Consider the following 18,464-nt stretch of genomic DNA (forward strand, 5'->3'; position numbering starts at 1 on the left):
TTGAGCGAACGCCCAGACCGCATTGATCAACGTATGACCGAATTCTGCTGACCTGCCGCATTTGCGATTGGGTCGCTATTCCACACGACGATCCTGCGCGATCAGTCCTCTACGAGGCGTGTAGCTGCCAAGACGTTTTTTTCGCGCGATTTGTCCGACCGTGTCGTAGATTTAGTCAAATACCATCTCAAAACGATGGGGAATATTGTGGGCCCGTCAATGAGATAACGTCGCGCCAAACGTCTTGGACTATGGATTAACCGCCAAAACCATTCCAGACTGGCCATTTGTACCATGCGCGGTGCGCGGGATTGCTCACCCACCAGAAATTCGACCGAAGCCCCGATACACAAGACGGTGCCACCCACCTGCCCCGACGCACCCATTTCTGAGGCGATGAGTTCTTGCTGTGGCGACCCCACGCCAAGCAGCGTAAAACGCGCCTTCGCTGAGCTGGCAAATTCTACCGCTCGCAAGCGGGCAGCCTCATCTTCCAGAAGCCCCATCGGCGCCTCATGATGCATGATGGTAACGTGTGGATACAGCATCTGGAGTTTGAACACCTGGTTCGAAGAGCCGCCAATCATGCAGATCCTGTCACCCGGTTGAACGACATTGCTGAACATCGCCTCGACCAGGTCACTTCCCGTGACCAATTCCAAACCGACCCCGCATGCACCTGCCAAGCGCTTCAAAACACGGCTATCACATAAGCATAAATCAGCATTGCGGTAGGCGTGATGAATGGCGCCGCTCCGCGTCGACAGCCGCACGACGTGATCAACGTTGGGCGTCACGAGATACGCGAACGGGCTATTGGCGTCGCGCGCGGCGATCCATTGCTCGACTTCGGCTTTTGACAATGGATCAAAAAACAATCCAAGGAATTCGATCGCGCCCTTCATATTGGCACGCTAAAGCTATCAATCGCGTAATCCATGCAAAGCCGATAGAGATTGGCCACTTCCGAAGTGGTGACTTGCATGCGCCCACTCGCTCTCGCCGTTTCTGGCAACCGGCGAGCAACGCGCAAAGCGACCATCGCGGTGGTTAACCCAACCAGTTTACCAAATTGATCAAATCTATTTTTGCGAAACTGTGTTTGAAGGTGTGCCCAGTACACGCGCTTGCCAAGCATCCTCGCTTGCGAAACTGTTCCAGACTCGCGCAACGTAAAAACCGCCTGCAGCCGATCGACTGCATTGAAAATTATCGGAAAATTATGGCGGTAAAGTTTGATCATCTGCTCCAGCGAATCATTGAGTGTGTAAAACGCGATCCTCAATATATTGTGTAAATCAGATCAATGTGAGATGCGTGTATTTGCATCAAGAGGCAACGTCCATTTGTTGCTATGCCAAAATTCTTGACGATTGGTTGGCCAAGTGAAACGTCTTTCTGTCATTACGGTCAATTATGGCACACCCGACCTCACAATTGATTGCGTTGAGGCGATCGCAGCCACGCGCTCGCCGGATGACGAGATCAGCATTATCGTCGTCGATGGCGGCTCGAGTGATAATTCGGTGGAAATAATCGCCAAACGACTCGCTGCGTCGCATCTGAAGGATTGGGTTGAGCTTTTGCCTCTGCCCATCAACGGTGGTTTTGCCTTTGCAAACAACCGGGCTATGATGCTTTTGGCGCAGCAGGGTGATTTGCCAGACTATATCGCCCTGATCAATCCAGACGCGCAGGTTACGCCTGGCGCGCTAGAGGCGCTTCGCGCGACGCTTGATCGCGAGCCGAAGGCCGGAGCTGTGGGCGCATTATTGATCCACCAGGACGGACGCCCGCAAGGATCTGCATTCTGGTTTCCCACTTTGCGCGGTGAATTTTGCCAGGGTGCTCGAACAGGTGTGATCGACCGGCTCTTGCGCCACAAATCGGAACCCATCGTGGCCGCAAAAGCCTGCCAGGTGCCGTGGGTAACCGGCGCAGCGGTGATGTTCCGGACGGCCGCGCTCCAATCAACCGGCTTGTTCGACGAAGGATTTTTCCTCTATTTCGAAGAAACCGAATTGATGTGGCGCATGCGCAAGGCCGGCTGGCAGATCTGGCACGAACCCGCCGCCCGGGTCATCCATCTCGGTGGCGCGGCAACGAAAATTCGCGACCCGGAAACCGGCCTACCACTTCCCAAACGCATGCCGCGCTATTGGTATGAGGCGCGCCGCAAGTATTTTGCCCTGACCGGCGGCCCGGGCCACGCGCTGAGCGCCGGTCTGGCTTGGCTTTCGGGCTACGGCATCTGGCAGTTACGACGCCGGATTACAAACCTGCCAGACGATGGCCCGCTATCCCCGGCGAGCGATCTTGCCAAGTTCGGTTTATGGCCACCCAAAATGATTGCAAAGCCGGCTGCGCCATATTTTAAAACCGAAGCGAATCCGGAACCGCATTGGATGGAAACAAGACCATGACCGGCCTGTTCAGCCAGATCGCCGACGACTGGCGTGCGAATGGCAAAGACTGGACAAAACCAGGCTTCCGCACACTGGCCGTGCACCGCTTTGGCGTGTGGCGAATGACCGTGCGCCCCAAACTGCTCCGCGCGCCACTCAGCATCGTCTACCGCATGATGTTCCGCCATTGCCGCAACGTTTATGGCATCGAACTGCCCTATTCGGCCAAAGTGGGTCGCGGCGTCGTGATCGAACACCAGGGCGGCATCGTGATCCACGGCGCGTGCGTGATCGGCGACCGATGCATAATCCGCCAGGGCTGCACCCTTGGCATTCGTACTCGCGCCGACGTGGGCGCTGCGCCGACACTCGGCGATGATGTCGAGTTGGGGGCGGGATGCGTCATACTCGGTCGCATTGTCATCGGTGCGGGCGCGCGCGTTGGCGCCAATGCTGTCGTTTTGACACATATTCCGCCGGGTGCATCGGCGGTTGGAATTGTAAAAGATGCCGGCAATATTAGGGTATAGATCATATCAATTTATTGGTTGTACCACTTTATAAATATTTCAACAAATATGACATTATGCGTTTTTCGATTAGGATGCACTATGCAACAGACATTGATCGTCATCCCATCAGTCCCCATGGCGTATGAAGATGGCGTGTATTTTCTTGACATAAAGGCGGTTGAAGGGCTGCGCTTTTACGCTGAATACTGGCCAGGCCCCATCCTATGCCTGTTCCGCCAGAGCGATCGAAGCCAAATTGCATATGGCAAAGAATACGCAGCAAACGACCTGCCATTTTCAATAGACGTTATTACAGATGATGTTAGCAAACATCAGGACATTTTAGATAAAGGCACATTAATATTGGCATCAGCTGACAATCACCATGACCTCAAAATCAGATATTCAACCCGAACGAAAGTGGTATTCATAATAGAGTATACGCTAGCCACTCGCCTGCGCATAATCCTGATAGATCATGGGGTTAATTTTCAGGCACTGAAATCGATGATCTGGACATTAAAAACCGAGATAAAGCGCCGCACCGCCATCCGCCATGCGGCAGGTATTCAGGCGAACGGTACGCCAGCGTACAACGCTTATCGCCGGCTCAACCGCAATCCAATGCTGTACTTTGATAACCGGGTACACAAGTCCCAGCAAGCAACGCACGGGCTAATCGAAGAAAAAATTTCCCACTTGGCCAGGCAAAAGCCGCTCCGACTCGCCTTCTCCGGCCGATTGGAACGAATGAAGGGGGCGGACCACTTGGTTCCGGTCATCACCGCGCTGGACGCCAGCGGAATGGACTTCTCTTTTGACATTTTTGGTGATGGCAGCCTATTTGACAAGATGCGCGCCGAGGTCGGCCTTGCCCAGCTGGCCGACAAAGTACGTTTCCACGGCCCAGTGTCATTTGACGATGTTCTCGTCCCCACCCTAAAGCACCACATTGATCTGTTTGTCTGCTGCCACCGCCAGGCAGACCCCTCATGCACTTACATAGAAACGTTGGCATGCGGTGTGCCGATTATCGGATACGACAACGCTGCGTTCGCTGGCGTTCTCGGATTGGGGCCAGTTGGCGAAGCGACCCCAATGAACAAGCCTAAAAAATTGGCCAATTCAATATCCGTAATGAATAGTGATCGAAAAAGTTTGGCTAATATGGCAATTTCATGCGTTGATGTATCTATAAATCATAGCCTTGAAGATACAGTTTTACAAAGAATCAATCATTTAAAGATTATTGCCCAGTTATGAATTAAAAACACATCTACTACTGTTTATGATTAGTAAATAAATATGCTAATCTGTTATGGCATAATTACGTAAATTTACCCAATCAAATCACCTAGTAAAAACGGCGATAAACTAACTATGTTATAAATTAGATGACTTTTCTATGACAGCATCAGAATTGCCTCAGCTGATGCCTTTAAGAAACCCCTTCTAAGCAAAAACTCCACTGTCGGATCCTTACATTCTGCGTACTTGCCGAGATTGATATCCCCTTTATCTTCCATTGCATCCACTCGCATTTTCGTCTCTGCATGATCGACGCGGCCTTCGTTTAGAAGCTTTCTTTCTCTAGCGAGCATACCGCCAGCGAATTTGTAATGCCTTAGCACAGCCGAGAAGTCCGTGCAGACCACACCAGTGGTCACATGGGGATGCGCCTGCGGCCTAACACCCTTGCCCATCCGGAACAAAGCATGCTTGGTTAAACAACAATTTTCGCCAAACGCCGCGTGTCGCAGTCCTCCGAAAAGGATGTGTATATCACAATTACTTATCTTATTCTGATCAAGAAACCATGAAATCTCTGACTCTGAATTATGGTACGGTAATTTTGTGATTGCAGACAGGCTGAAACGGTCAAATTTGCGCTCAACCTCGGCAAATGCGATGCCGTCGGTTTCGGAGACAAGTTCGCCAGATACCATCTCTAGCATTTGCGCTACCATGGCGGTATGCCCGCGTGCACCTAACCGACGTGTCAATTCCGGCAGATCAATCCGGTCGACCCCTGGATAATCAAGCAATTCATCGGGATCAATTGCAAGTCGCCACCCCCCCGTTAGATATCTTGTGTTGGCAAGGTATCGAATTCGCGATTGGTGATTGCGGAAATTGGCCGAGCACTTTGCAATAGTTATGTTTCTAAAAGATTTTGCGATCTCAATCGAATTATCTGAAGATCCATTGTCAATGTAGACAATGTTTGAGACTCCTAATTTAATATGATAATTTATATGGTAATCAAGAAAATAGGATACATCTCTACCCAATATTATCAATGCAACTTGATCATGCTTTAAATAAGACATCTTGGGCCCATAAATATGAACCATCGAAATTTTAACATAAATATTATTAATATAGTTTTCTAGTCTATTTTTTATACGCAGGACAATTTTGTTTAATACATCATAGCTAGCCATGCCTGAAAAATCTCCGAGACATTTTGATAAGAATTTTCGCGCAACACCCGGCCATCCGCCCAGCAATTAGCACCCAGTCACCATTGCGCGCGCTGACGCACGTAAAGCAATGGCTTTGGTGACACGTTAACGAAGAAAGCGAATCCTGTTCAGGATGGTGGAAAAAGCGGCCAAGAGTAAAATGTTCCGTCGCCCGTTTTTGAAATCCTGGCGTGCTCACAAAAACATTTCGCGGGCAGACGCCATGCTTATCATTTGCAAATGGTCGAGTTGTTGTCGCCGGACCAAAAAATAAAAAAACCCACGATCGGCTTCCAGACTGTAACGCCAGAGGCTACGCATGATCATTCAATTTCAACCTCCCCGCGTCAAGCCTGCACAGCTCTGGAAATCGATTTTGTGCACATTTACTCCTGGCTTGCCGTTTCTTTTATGAACCGAAGGCGGAAAATCGTGTGACAAAGGATGGTACGATGAAATTCGCACGGCGCACCCTCATAGCGACGGGCGCGGGGCTTTTGGGCCTTGCTGGCCTTCGCCGAAGCAGGCTGTTTGCGCAAACGGGGCAAGCCCCCCTCTCCGTACCCGTTAATCCCACCGCCCCGGTCCTTCCCGTGGGTATGAATCTGGCGGGAATTGCCGATTGGGACCCAGGCTTTCCTTTTCGGAATTTAATGTGGGGCGCCCGGCCATGGCAAACATGCGCATTGGATGGAAGCGGGGGATTCAACTCCGGCAAAGTCGACGATTTTTCCTTCGACGAGAACGGCTATCCGCTCGAGGTCCCCCTGACGACCGACAGCCACGCTCAGCCGCAAATAATCTACACAATCCTGCCCAATCATCGTGCTCGTGGCACATACGTTCTCCTTCACGACGGCGAAGGCGAGTTCGCAGGTTTTGGGGGCTCCAGCGTCAAGTCTGCTTCGCCTGGCCGTGTTTTGCTTTCCATGAAACACGACGGCCAATTGATTGAGCAACTTTGCATAACACGTTCAAAGCGCGGCAATCACATTCGAAATATCAGAATTCTTTCGCTGCAAGACGAGCACCACGACTTGATCCGCGATCCATTTTTACCGGAGATTCTTGAATTTTGCAGACCTTTTCACTGTTTGAGATTTATGGATTGGGGTTCTGTCAATAACAATATAGAGGAAAATTGGTCTGATCGTAAAAACGCCAGTTTTTATACTATGGTCGCCGTATCGGGTGATCCAGAAGGACTCTGGGGCAAGCCCCCGACGCCGTTTCAGCGCCGCTTCGCAGGGGGCGTTGCTTTTGAACTCATGATCCAGCTTGCCAACATGACCGGGATAGACCCGTGGATCTGCATCCCTCATCGAGCGACAGATGGTTATATCGGAGAGCTCGCGAAGCTGGTCCACACAACGCTTGATCCCAAACTGACAGTCTACGTCGAATATTCAAACGAGCTTTGGAATTGGGGCTTCAAGCAGGCCGGGTGGATGATTCAATCGCAGTTGGCTGGAACTTTGGTCGAGGCAAAAGGCGGCACCGCCTGGAAAGACGCCTCGAAGACGCAGGGCGTCGGACACCCCGAACGCATCGGCGCATTGTTCCGCCGCGCTTTTGGCATATGGGAAAAGGTATGGCAGGGCGCGGACCGCAAGCGCCTAGTTCGCGTCTGCACCGTGCAGGCAGCCTGGTTCGATGCCTCGCGCCGAACCCTGCAATGGTGCCTCGACAATGGTGGTGCGGATGCAATTTCACCTTCTGCCTATATTGGTCCGGACGACAAGGTTTATGAGAAGTGGGCTTTGGCAGGTGCGGCACTTACCCCGCACGAGGTTATCGATGATCTTCGCGGCTTGCTTGCCAACCAGCGGGCAAAAAGCGGTACGAACGATATCGTAGCCTATGCCAATCGCGCGGGCGTGCCCTATGTGGCATATGAAGCCGGCCAGCATATCCAGCCCAAGGGTCAGGCAGAACTGCCTTATAATGCAGCTTTGGCAGGGGCGCAGTCCGATCCGGCGATGTACGACCTGTATATCGATTTGTTGCGTTATCATCGCGATCTGGGATGTAGAATGTTCGGACATTTCAGCAGCATTGGGCAACAGGGCACACGGTATGGCAGTTGGGGCGCCAAGGGGAGTTATACCGAGCCGGACGCTGCTTCGCCGAAGATGCGCGCGCTGATCGCCTCCAACACACCCCGTAGCTAGCGGTCAGGATATTACGAAACCCATGCCAAATACAATTGCTTATGCCGCTTTGCTCGCTTGGCCACTGATTTGTATATCACTCTTTTTGAAAATACACCCGGCCCGAGCGTTGATCTGGACTATCCTTGGAGGATATCTTTTATTACCAGTTGATACTGGTTTCAAATTCAGCGGGGTTCCCTTATTTGATAAATCCAGTATTCCCAATATTGTCGCGCTGATATGCTGTATTGTCTTTGCTCGAGAACGTTGGAGATTATTCCCCCGGGACGGTGTGGTCGTTACGCTTTACATCGCCTTCCTGTGCACTCCGTTTTTAACTTCATTGAACAACAGTGCTCCGATCGTCCGGGAGACGGGGGTTATCCCTGCCATGACGAGTTACGATGCGCTGGCTCAAGCGGGCGCAAATCTGATTACGCTCATCCCGTTCCTTCTGGGCTATGCGTTTTTCAAAGAGGAGAAACGAAGGCGGTGGCTGGTACAGGCATTGCTCATGGCAGGCTTGGCGTATTCGATTTTGATGCTGATCGAAGTGCGCCTGAGCCCTCAATTGCATTTTTGGGTGTATGGCTTTTTCCCAAGCAGTTTTGCGCAGCAGATGCGCGGGGGGGGCTTTCGCCCGGCCGTGTTCCTCGGGCATGGCCTGCTCGTTGCAACGTTTTGTGCGATGGCTTTGATTGCGGCAATTGCGATGTGGCGCCAACGGACGATGACTTGGCGCATGCCCCCCCTGCTACCGGTCGCCTATCTTGGCGTTCTGCTTGTCCTGTGCAAAAGCGCCGGAGCCTTGGTCCTGGCCACTTTAATCGGCGGCGCTATGGCGTTCCTCAAGCCAGGACGGGTTGCTTTCATCGCCTGCTTGTTATGCGCGCTCGTTCTGATTTACCCTTTGCCTCGCGCTTTGGGTCTGATCCCGGTCACGACCATCTCCAACATCACCGGATCATTCAGCAATGATCGGCAGGGATCGTTCCAGACGCGCGTGACAAATGAGAATTTCCTGCTCGAACGCAGCAGTCAAAAGCCGATTTTTGGCTGGGGGACGTGGGGAAGAAACCGGACGGCGTTCGAAGATACCGGCATTGAAACCCTTACTGACGGAACCTGGATTATCAGCTTGGGCACGTGGGGTTGGGCCGGTTATTTCGCCATGTTCGGCTTGCTTTCCATAGCTGGCCTTCGTGGCTTAACGAGAAGCCGCGACCTGAATGACATATCTATTACTGACGCCGCGCTCTTCGCCATTCTCGCGATCAACATGCTCGATTTGATACCAAACTCCTCGCTACGGCCGCTTACATGGTTGATTGCGGGGGCGTTGTGCTGCGTCAGGCCGATCAAAAGAGGCGGACGCGTGATCGGCAACACCGCACGCCAAGATGCAATCCGCATAAACCCGGCCTTAGTTGGTCTCAAAAATAGAGATATTTTACAATGAATGCCAAGGCGCCCACGCTGAGGAGCGCAATCCCATCGGTCCTGAGCGAAAAAAGTCCCTCCTTGGAAGCTTGGTATGCAACCGCCGCGTAGGCGATCGCATTTCCGATGCCGACCCCGAGGAGCATCCCCACAACACCGCCAAGTTCGAAGCCCGCGACTGTGCCGACGATCCGCGAGACCATCGTAAATGCTTGCAGCGCGGCCTGGATCCTCAGATTGCCGAGCGCGATAAAAGCAGCTCCGTAGCCTGTGCCAAGAATCGTCAACGGTCCCGTTGCGCTTAATAAGGCAATATAGCTTGCCGCCTCATGATAGCGCCCGTCGTACAACGTCCATATGAACGGCCCGGCGCCCAGCGCGACAACGTAAAACATCGCGATTGCGCCAGATAACACGCGTGTGCGGATTTTAATGAAGGTGTTGCTGAACCGTTCCCGACCTTGCCGGCGGGCCTCTGCCAAGGCTGGAAAGCCCACCAGATCCTGGACTTGCGAAGCGATATCACCCGGCATCCAGGCAAAAGTTTGCGCAACAGCAAGAACGCCCAGCGTCTGGATCGGGATCAATCCCCCCTGGATTGCCCTCAGCCCATTACCCCCAAGATAGGTGACCAGCGTCGTCGCGAAAATCCAACGACCGAAACGAAACAGCTTTGCCGCAGATGCAGGATCGATGCGGAGACGATGCCGATGTGAAGGAACGACGATGAAGCCGAGTGCAGTCGTAATGATGATGGACACGACAGCACCATAGGCAAGCGCCCAGACCGACCCTATCAGCCAGACTAGCAGCGCAGTCATGCTCAACGCGATAACCTGGCTAAGCACTTGAACCGTCGTCAGCATCCCGAGATGCAGCCGCTTTTCGCGCAACGCCAGTCCGGTCGACGCAAAGCCTCCAATTGCTGCGGTTGAGCCAAGGACGCAGATCAGTCCAAAAAGGACTGGCTGGCGATAGATGATCGATGCCGGCCACGCGAGCAGGCAACAAATGAACCAAACCATAAAGCCGCGGATGATCTGGATGGTCCATGCGGTATTGAGAAAGTCCAGCCGATCGCTGTCATCGCTTTGTACGATGGCCGGTTTGATCCCGACATCGCTGAACATGTGGATGCCGATCAGAATCACGTTGGCAAGTGCCATCAGCCCAAACGCCGCTGGGAACAGCAAATGCGTAAGGATTAGATTGGATCCCAGCTGAACCACCCTCTGGATGCCAAAGCCCGCTATTGTCCATGCGCTCGCAAGCGTCGCACGCTGGCGCAATGTCTGCGCGCCGGATAAAAATAGGCGGAATTTCGTTATGATCATTGGATATGCCAAGTGATGGTGAGGTTGTTGGTCATGAAAGCCAATCATTGCAGAGTCGCTAAAAAAGCCTGTCGTGCCTTATATTTCGGCCCGACATTGTGAACCTTACCGGGTTTTCCAAAGTTACCTACTTTTGAGAAGGCGCGAAGATGAGCAAGACTACAAACAAGTTTTTGCCTGGCTTCGCGATTGCAAATGGTTCCGCTTGACACCTCACCCAGACTCTCACATCAAAACCTGAATTAGCGCGAACCTATCCGTCCGAAAAGATGTCCAAGTTAGAGATCGAGGAATCGGTACCGTGAAGATCGGCTATTTGGTACCGGAGTTTCCAGGGCAAACGCATGGTTTTTTTTGGCGCGAAACAGGCCATTTGGAAAAATCCGGAATTGCGGTTGCGTTGATCTCGACCAAGCGCCCACGCACTGTCGTCGAGCATGGCTTTTCTGCCGAGGCACGTGCCCGCACGCATTATATGACGGATTTCCTCGTCGCTGATTGCGTTGCCTGGGCTGCTGCGATGGTAAGGGCCATTTTTCTGCTCCGGGCTTCGGGTCTGGAAGTCTCCATGAAATCCCGCGCCCGCCTGTCGCTGCTAGCGGCCGCGGGCATCATGCTCGCACGGCTGGCCAAGCGCCGGGGATTGCAACATATTCAAGGCCATAGCTGCGGCGATGTGGGTTACATATTGGCTTTCTCAAAATTGGCAGGCGGTCCACCTTATAGTTTGACGCTTCACGGCGACCTTGCCATTTACGGATCTGGCCAGGCCTTCAAATTTGCACACGCCAAATTTGTCACATGCGTCACACATGCGCTCTGCGATCAGGTCCGACAACAATTGCCTGGACTTCAGACGCCCGTAGTCATGATCCGAATGGGTATCGAACCATCCACTCCCGATCTCCCCCCGGTTACATGGAGCCCCGCAGGCGCGCTGCATATGGTAACAGTGGCTCGACTCAATCGCATGAAGGGCCATCAGTTTGCCATCGCGGCAATGGATCGCCTGGTCCGCGAGGGCTACGACATGCGTTATACCATCGCGGGAGAGGGTGAATGCACCGACGAAATCGCTGCCCTGGTAAAAGCCGCAGGGCTTCATGATCGCGTGTCTCTTGTCGGCGCAGTGCCGAATAACGAGATCGATGCACTTTTGCGGTCCCATGATGTCTGCGTCCTGTCAAGCGTCGGACTTGGCGAGGCCGCGCCCGTCGCTGTGATGGAGGCAATGCGGGCCGGCATTCCAGTCGTATCTTCGATCATTGGCGGCACTCCGGAATTGATTGAGGATAACGGCAACGGGTTCCTGTTTCCGCAACGAGATGTTGCCGAACTCACCGGGCGGTTGCGGAACCTGGCTGATGATGTCGCACTTCGAGAGCGGATCGGAAACGCGGGGAAGCGTCACGCAAATGCGACGTTCCTAACATCCGATGCCGTGAGCCGGCTTGTTGAATGCATAAAGGCGTGAACACCACAAAGCTTCGTGTGCTGGTCATCGCAGAGGCAGCCAATCCCGAATGGGTAAGCGTGCCGCTGGTAGGCTGGAACATTGCCGTGGCGCTTTCAAAAATTGCCGAAGTTCATATCGTTACCCAGGTTCGAAACCGTGAAGCCTTCCTTGCGAGGGGCATGATCGAAGGTCAGGATTTTACGGCGATTGACACCGAGGACATCGCGGCCCCCGCAAATCGGCTGGCAAGCCTTTTGCGTGGTGGCGCGCAATCAGGATGGACTACGGTAACAGCCCTGCAATCGCTTACCTACCCGGTTTTTGAAAAACGCGTGTGGAAGCATTTCCGGGACAGGATTGAGCGTGGCGAATTCGACCTGGTCCATCGCATCACGCCTTTGAGCCCTACTGCGGCCGGTTCGCTCGCGTCGCGCTGTGCAAGGACCAAAGTGCCATTTGTTATTGGCCCGTTGAATGGTGGGCTGCCTTGGCCACCCGGTTTTTCGCGCGAGCGGATGCGAGAAAAAGAGTGGCTATCTTACATCCGGAAAATTTATCGTCATATCATGCCGATCCGTGGCACGTATCGCGCCGCTTCGGCTGTCATCGCAGGATCGCTTCATACTGCGTCGGAAGTGGCACCCTACGCGATCGGGCGCACGATCTACATCCCGGAAAACGGAGTGGATGGCGATCGCATGGCCATGGCTGGCCAGCGCATCGACGATATCTTGAAATTGTGCTTTGTCGGGCGACTGGTTCCCTACAAAAATGCCGACATCGCAATTCGCGCTTCTTGCGATCTGCTGCGTCTGGGCAAGGCGCACTTTGACATTGTTGGCGATGGTCCGGAACGCGCGCGGTTGGTGCAGATTGTTCAGGAACTGGGGATATCGGATCGAGTCACCTTTCATGGTTGGCGCTCCCACTCCGAAGTCGCCGCCATCCTCGGCCGATCCGACCTGCTGGTGTTTCCAAGCATTCGCGAATTTGGCGGAGGCGTCGTGCTTGAGGCCATGGCTGCGGGGACTGTGCCGGTTGTTGCATCCTATGGTGGGCCCGCCGAATTGGTATGTCCGTCTGCAGGATTTGCGGTACCGATTGCGGGGCCGAGCGAACTGGAGAGATCCTTCCGAACGTTGCTGAATCAAATCGGCGACGGGCAGCATGATCTCGAAAGCATGTCACGTTCAGCCCTGGACAGGATCCGGGAACTTTACACATGGGACCAAAAGGCCGTGCAGATACACCAGGTTTATGAATGGTGCTTGTCGCCGACGAGGCCGATGCCAGATTTCGGATTTATAGCGGCAAGCAAAAATCTGGTTCAAAGCTGAGAATGTGGGGGTGTTATGCCTCGCCCTATATCGGTGATGCCGCCGTCCGATGTCCTGCCAAAACGAATGCAACCTGATCTGGACAGACGCTGACCAAAACAACGTCGGCGTCTCAATTTTACTCGGCGGTACCGACTGGAGAATGAAAGTTCATGATTTCCGCGAGCATGCCAGACTGGAGCAGGGAACATCGAGCGACCTGGGCGCCATCCAGATCGTTGCTGGCGGTCATACGAGCTTACCAGAGGCTTGAGGGCCGGAACGGGCCTCTGGCACGTATCCAGCGCAAAATCATGGTGTTACGTCATCGTTTCTGGTCTGCCGTAACCGGCGCCGATATTCCCCTCAATTCGCAGCTTGGCGGCGGGTTGTTGTTGCCGCATCCAAACGGTATCGTCATTCATCCGTCGGCAACAATTGGTCCAAACTGCCTTATTTTTCAGCAGGTAACAATTGGCTCGACCGAACGTGGCGTTCCCACGATCGGCGGTCATGTCGATATTGGCGCCGGTGCAAAAATAATCGGACCTGTGACCATCGGAGATCATGCCATTGTCGGCGCCAATGCGGTCGTTACGATAGATATTCCTGCGGGAAGGACGGCCGTAGGCGTGCCCGCTAGAATCTTGCAGGTCTGAATTCAGGAGACGTGTGCCGCGTATAACCCCGGCGATCGTCCGTCGATGATCCGATGCATCAGATTACGCAGTTTTGCAGTGCGGGATTCAAAAAGCCAATTCAGCAATGCTGCCCACAGGATTGTCGATATCAAAACCCCTAAAAATGCGAGAAATAGAAAATACGTCATATGATGAAGCGACCATGGATTATTAATTGTATTTGCAATAAATATGATCAATGGAACATGAGAAACGTATAACGTATACGAAATTTTCGAAAAAAATTGCGTCACAGCAGAAAATATTGGAATGCTCGTCATGTTTTTTGTAAATTTTATCGTATAAAGCAGTAGCGCGAATACGGAACTTACCACAAATTCTGCTAAATGTAAATTTATGTCAAAAATTCTAACATAAAAGAATGCGCCGAGAAATAAACAAAAGCTGGTAAACGCAATCACTCGAGAATATTTAAAATCCTTTTTATCTGGCAAAATTGCTACGATTGCGCCCGCAATCCAGAATATGAACAAATAACTTGCGTACTGCCGGATAAGCCAAAATATAGCCAATACCGTAATAAGTGATAATGTCCTATTCAGTATTGAAGAGTTTTTTGCAAAAAACATTACGATAAACGGAAACGCCATATAATACCAAAACTCATAGGCAAGGCTCCATAGTGCCATGTTTGTGCCGGCGGTAGGAACTCTGATGGCCTGAAGGAAAAAGATATTTCCAACCAGCGTGGACAACGTCATCTGCGTCGAGAACGTGCTGGATGTCACATAATCTTGCCCAGCCGGAACGGCATACAGGCTTCCTGCATGCGTAAAAAAACCATGGCCCACCACATCAAGCCCAAGTCCGATAAACAGAACCGGAATCAGCACCGCCCACAGGCGCGAAAGGCGCTTGATCAGGTAGTCCTTCCAGGACCAGCGGTCGGTTCCGACCTGCCTCAGCACGCTTCCGCCAACCAGATAACCACTGAGCACGAAAAACACCATGACCGCTTCGTGCCCGATCGTCAGTGGGGTCGGCATGGCCTTGGCCATATGCGCCATAGGGCCAGCCGCAAACGCAGCCGTGACCATGCTGCCAAAAAATAGCCCGCGTGCGTGTCCGGCCACAACGATCAGCGCCGCAATGCCCCGAAACGCGTCTAGCATAACGCTATTCAAGCTCGGGGGTTTGCCATTGACCATGTGTGTGCCTACCCCGCCAAGCTCAGTAGCCATATCCTACAAGCCTTGAATAGGAAGTAAACCTACTTCACCCCTTCGGTATTCCGTAAGCGTTCATCAAATCATACAGCATCGGTCGCGAGATATCGAGATCGCGCGCAGTCGCCGACATGTTGCCGTTATTCGCCGCCAATGCACCGGTAATCGCCGCACGATCCGCCTGTTCGCGTGCCACGCGCAATTGCGCGCGCGCGACAGGCAAAGCTGCATCATCCAGGTCCAGGTCCTTCGCCGTGATCATGAAATCGTCGGCCATGATTGTGGCGCGCTTTACCCGGTTTTCCAGTTCGCGCACGTTTCCGGTCCACGGCCACGCGGCAATTGCGGCCAACGCGTCGGGCGTAAATCCCTTGGCCTTCGTGCGCTTGGCATCGCGATAGCGCTGCAAAAAATGGCGTGCGAGCAGCACTGCGTCGCCGTCGCGCTCGGCCAGGGTCGGCACGGAGATGATAACTTCGGCGATGCGGAAATAGAGATCCTCTCGAAACTGGCCCTCTTCCATCATCCTGGGCAGATTCTGGTGCGTGGCGGTGATGACGCGCGCATCGATCGGGATGACCTTTCGCCCGCCGACACGTTCTATGACGCGCTCTTGCAGAAACCGCAGCAACTTCACCTGGGTGGCGGCCGGTACGTCCCCGATTTCATCGAGAAACAGCGTTCCGCCCGCGGCCAGTTCAATTTTGCCAACGGTGGATTTTATCGCGCCGGTAAAAGCGCCCCGTTCATGCCCGAATAGCTCCGCCTCGATCAAGGTATCCGGGATCGCTGCGCAATTTATCGCGACAAAGCTTTTATCACGGCGCGCACTTTTGGTATGGATCGCCTTGGCCAGGAGTTCCTTGCCGGTCCCAGACGCCCCCAACAGCATGACCGTTGCCTCGGCATCGGCCACTTTGTCGATTGTTCTGAGGACCTCCATCATTTCGGCCGAGCCGGTGATGATGCCGGCCGCCGCCGCAGCAGCGCGCGGCGTTGTCAGATTTTCTGCTTCGAGCGTATGGATATGAAATGCGCGGGCAACGATCAGCCGCAGATCGGCGATGATGATGGGCTTGGCATAAAAATCAAATGCGCCGGTTGCGATCGCGGTCTGGGCGCTTTCGCGCGCGCCGTGACCAGAAGCGACAATAACTTTGGTCTCGGGGCTGATCGCCATGATTTCGCGCAAAATCGCCAGGCCTTCGGTCGCGCCGTCGGGATCTGGCGGCAGGCCGAGATCAAGGGTTACCACGGCTGGTTTATGCGTGCGAACAGCAGCGAGCGCAGATTTACGATCGGACGCAACTGCGACATCGTAAATGCCGAATGCCCATTCGAGCTGGCTCTGAACGCCTTCGTCATCCTCGACGATTAAAAGTTTCTGCTTTGCGACGCGCATGATTTCAATCAGGCCTCATTTGGTTCGATCGACTGATGAAGAGGGAAAATCGCGGAAAACCGAGTGCCCACCCCCTCCGTGCTTTGGACCTGCAACTCTCCGCCCATGGCAATTATCATTGCACGGGCTTGGGCTGCACCAATACCAAATCCAGCCGGCTTGGTCGAAGCGAAAGGCTTGTATAGCTCATACCGGATAAAATTTGGTGACATTCCGCAACCATGATCTGCAATTGCCAGAACAACCATGCCATCGACGATTGCGACTGACAGCTCAACTTCCGCAGTTGCAGGGCTTGCTTCAATCGCATTGGAAAGCAAGTGACCAAGCGCTTCGACCAGACAATCCTCATCTGCCCAAATGGCACATTCGGTCTGTGACGAGATCAAGATCGACGATTCCTGCCGGCTTTCGTCCATCAGCCGGCGCAAGACATTCGAAGCGTTGACCGACCTGAATGTCGGCTCTCCAGCCGTCGGACCTGCTGACAGGCGGGACAGCAATGTGGTCATTTTGTCGGTGGCATTTGCAAGGGTTTTGACCATCGAGGCCTGAAATTTCGGATTTGCGGCATGCTCATGGGCGTTGGTTGAAACGAGTGACAACTGGCTGACAACGTTTTTCAAATCATGAATGATGAAGGCAAATCGCCGATTGAACTCGTCAAAGCGTCGCGATTCTTCAAGCAACGAATGGCTTTCGGCGTCGGTCAGGTGAACCGTCACTTGCTGAGCGATCACCTTCAGCAAGTCAAAATCCTCCCAGTCCAATTCACGCGAGATCGACGGATGGCCGAGCGCAATGAGGCCCACCAGGCGTCGCGACCTGACCAGAGGCACTGCAATCCACAGATCCAGTTCATTGATAAGCCAGTCGGGAACGGCTCCATCTGCCCCGGACGGGACCCCAGCCAAACGAATCTTGTCGAGATTCAAAATCCGTGCCGTATCGATCAGACTGGCCAGCCATTGTGGATCTGCGGGCTTCGGCAACCCTGACAGTCCAGATGCCGGCAGTCTCCAGGTGCCGGACAGCACCAGTTTGTTCGTGGACTCGGCGAGCAATAGAACGCCCCCTTTGGATTCCGTAACATCGGCCAGCGACCTGATCGCCCGCTCTTCTGCCGGTTGGAGCGACGCCCCTCGATCACCGATGGTCGCGCTAAACCTCAGCCATTCGCTGCGATAGTCGTATCGATGCGCGAAGAAATGTTTGATAAAGAAAGTTTTCATGTACGCACGCTTGCGCGGCATAAGGACCAGAAAGATGGCGCAAGCTGTCAGTCCCCCAGCCAGAAGTATTTTAAAAGTATCGCCGGCGCTCTCGCCTGCCCAAATTGCCGCACGCGTTGCACTGGACATGATGACGAGATAGAGCCCGATGACGGCGAACAAGAGCGATTGCGTCGTAGCCTGACGCGACAGAGACACCTTCCATTGCTCGTTCCGGCGCGCACCAATCGCGAACGCCGGCACCATGATCAATGCAACTACGCCGCGCAATTGGGCCAACATCATCGCTTGCGGATAGCCAAGCATCACCATTGTGAACAGATTGAGATTATAAGCCCACATCATGCCAAGTGCGAAAATGGTAAGGCGAAAGCCTGACCCTGCGGCAGCGGCTGTCGAGCGATACAGATAGTTGACGGAAAGCAGCCCCGCTGCGGCAAAAATCCATCGAACAACAACCGAAAACAGCTCAATGTCGCGTTGCATCGCTGGGGCGAGATTGCCAGATTGTAGCGTTAACGAGGCGCCTGCCCGCATAAGCACGAGCACCGCCAACGCGGTACAAAGCACCGCAATAGACCGTCTGAAATCATGGTCTTTGCTATTTGATCGAATGGTGGCCTGAAAATAGATCAGCCAACCGGCATCTCGCAAGAGCTCACTGACGGCGATCACCGCAGGCGATGCGAACAACGACGCGGCCAGCCAGATCGCCATGCCCACAAATGGGATCGCGAGATATTGTGCGCCCGGATGTGTTCTGGCGATCGCAAATCGCCATATGGCGAGACCCGCGTAGCAACCCATCGCAATAAGGAGGCACCAGAACACTACCATAATCGCCGGTCAACTCGCTCAGAGGCACGTCAATCTAAAATCGAC

At 53.5% G+C, this 18,464-nt stretch carries 15 protein-coding genes; 8 read left to right on the top strand and 7 right to left on the bottom strand.

Going from position 1 to position 18,464, the window contains the following annotated elements; translation table 11 throughout:
- Positions 1–101 precede the first annotated feature (101 nt).
- Positions 102–905: a WecB/TagA/CpsF family glycosyltransferase gene (locus ACOOE2_RS15170; RefSeq protein WP_420383825.1), complete on the bottom strand. Its 804-nt coding sequence runs from the start codon at positions 903–905 to the stop codon at positions 102–104.
- On the bottom strand, positions 902–1,243 hold the full coding sequence (locus ACOOE2_RS15175; RefSeq protein ID WP_420383826.1) for a hypothetical protein: 342 nt from the start codon (positions 1,241–1,243) through the stop codon (positions 902–904). Before ACOOE2_RS15175 ends, ACOOE2_RS15170 begins: the two co-directional genes overlap by 4 nt.
- Before the next feature lie 142 nt (positions 1,244–1,385).
- On the opposite strand from ACOOE2_RS15175, the gene ACOOE2_RS15180 reads away from it, so the two are divergent.
- The 3 genes from ACOOE2_RS15180 (at position 1,386) to ACOOE2_RS15190 (ending at position 4,180) form a co-directional block, all read left to right on the top strand.
- Entirely contained in the window at positions 1,386–2,423 is a 1,038-nt protein-coding gene (locus ACOOE2_RS15180; RefSeq protein ID WP_420383827.1) for a glycosyltransferase family 2 protein, read from the top strand.
- Positions 2,420–2,935 carry a serine O-acetyltransferase gene (locus tag ACOOE2_RS15185; RefSeq protein WP_420383828.1) on the top strand — a complete coding sequence of 172 codons (516 nt, stop codon included), beginning with the start codon at positions 2,420–2,422 and terminating at the stop codon, positions 2,933–2,935. Before ACOOE2_RS15180 ends, ACOOE2_RS15185 begins: the two co-directional genes overlap by 4 nt.
- Before the next feature lie 81 nt (positions 2,936–3,016).
- Positions 3,017–4,180 carry a glycosyltransferase gene (locus tag ACOOE2_RS15190; protein WP_420383829.1) on the top strand — a complete coding sequence of 388 codons (1,164 nt, stop codon included), beginning with the start codon at positions 3,017–3,019 and terminating at the stop codon, positions 4,178–4,180.
- Positions 4,181–4,320: 140 nt separating this feature from the next.
- On the opposite strand, the gene ACOOE2_RS15195 is transcribed toward ACOOE2_RS15190, so the two are convergent.
- Complete coding sequence (locus ACOOE2_RS15195) at positions 4,321–5,361, bottom strand: glycosyltransferase family 2 protein (RefSeq protein WP_420383830.1); 1,041 nt, start codon at positions 5,359–5,361, stop codon at positions 4,321–4,323.
- A gap of 473 nt (positions 5,362–5,834) precedes the next feature.
- Between ACOOE2_RS15195 and ACOOE2_RS15200 the strand changes: the two genes are divergently transcribed.
- Entirely contained in the window at positions 5,835–7,553 is a 1,719-nt protein-coding gene (locus ACOOE2_RS15200; protein ID WP_420383831.1) for a hypothetical protein, read from the top strand.
- A 22-nt stretch (positions 7,554–7,575) separates the two neighbouring features.
- A complete protein-coding gene (locus tag ACOOE2_RS15205; protein WP_420383832.1) occupies positions 7,576–8,994 on the top strand; it encodes a hypothetical protein in 1,419 nt (472 codons plus the stop codon).
- Here the strand turns inward: ACOOE2_RS15205 and ACOOE2_RS15210 are convergent.
- The gene (locus ACOOE2_RS15210) at positions 8,969–10,309 is read right to left on the bottom strand and encodes an oligosaccharide flippase family protein (protein WP_420383833.1); all 1,341 of its coding nucleotides are present in this window, start codon (positions 10,307–10,309) and stop codon (positions 8,969–8,971) included. The genes ACOOE2_RS15205 and ACOOE2_RS15210 overlap by 26 nt on opposite strands.
- A 301-nt stretch (positions 10,310–10,610) precedes the next feature.
- On the opposite strand from ACOOE2_RS15210, the gene ACOOE2_RS15215 reads away from it, so the two are divergent.
- From ACOOE2_RS15215 to ACOOE2_RS15225, 3 genes are all read left to right on the top strand, one after another.
- Entirely contained in the window at positions 10,611–11,783 is a 1,173-nt protein-coding gene (locus ACOOE2_RS15215) for a glycosyltransferase family 4 protein (protein WP_420383834.1), read from the top strand.
- The gene (locus ACOOE2_RS15220; protein WP_420383835.1) at positions 11,780–13,102 is read left to right on the top strand and encodes a glycosyltransferase family 4 protein; all 1,323 of its coding nucleotides are present in this window, start codon (positions 11,780–11,782) and stop codon (positions 13,100–13,102) included. The genes ACOOE2_RS15215 and ACOOE2_RS15220 overlap by 4 nt, the downstream gene beginning before the upstream one ends.
- A 152-nt stretch (positions 13,103–13,254) precedes the next feature.
- Positions 13,255–13,740 carry a serine O-acetyltransferase gene (locus ACOOE2_RS15225; RefSeq protein WP_420383836.1) on the top strand — a complete coding sequence of 162 codons (486 nt, stop codon included), beginning with the start codon at positions 13,255–13,257 and terminating at the stop codon, positions 13,738–13,740.
- A gap of 2 nt (positions 13,741–13,742) precedes the next feature.
- Here the strand turns inward: ACOOE2_RS15225 and ACOOE2_RS15230 are convergent, their stop codons facing one another.
- Genes ACOOE2_RS15230 through prsK form a run of 3 tightly spaced genes read right to left on the bottom strand, consistent with a single transcriptional unit; the run spans position 13,743 to position 18,419 of the window.
- Positions 13,743–14,963, bottom strand: coding sequence for an acyltransferase family protein (locus tag ACOOE2_RS15230; protein WP_420383837.1), 1,221 nt, complete (start codon positions 14,961–14,963; stop codon positions 13,743–13,745).
- Positions 14,964–14,997: 34 nt separating this feature from the next.
- Positions 14,998–16,350, bottom strand: a complete 1,353-nt coding sequence (gene prsR / locus ACOOE2_RS15235; RefSeq protein WP_420383838.1) for a PEP-CTERM-box response regulator transcription factor — start codon at positions 16,348–16,350, stop codon at positions 14,998–15,000.
- A gap of 8 nt (positions 16,351–16,358) precedes the next feature.
- Entirely contained in the window at positions 16,359–18,419 is a 2,061-nt protein-coding gene (gene prsK / locus ACOOE2_RS15240; protein ID WP_420383839.1) for an XrtA/PEP-CTERM system histidine kinase PrsK, read from the bottom strand.
- Positions 18,420–18,464: the final 45 nt, after the last annotated feature.

This window comes from Novosphingobium sp. (assembly GCF_965214355.1).
In the GTDB taxonomy this organism is placed as follows: domain Bacteria; phylum Pseudomonadota; class Alphaproteobacteria; order Sphingomonadales; family Sphingomonadaceae; genus Novosphingobium.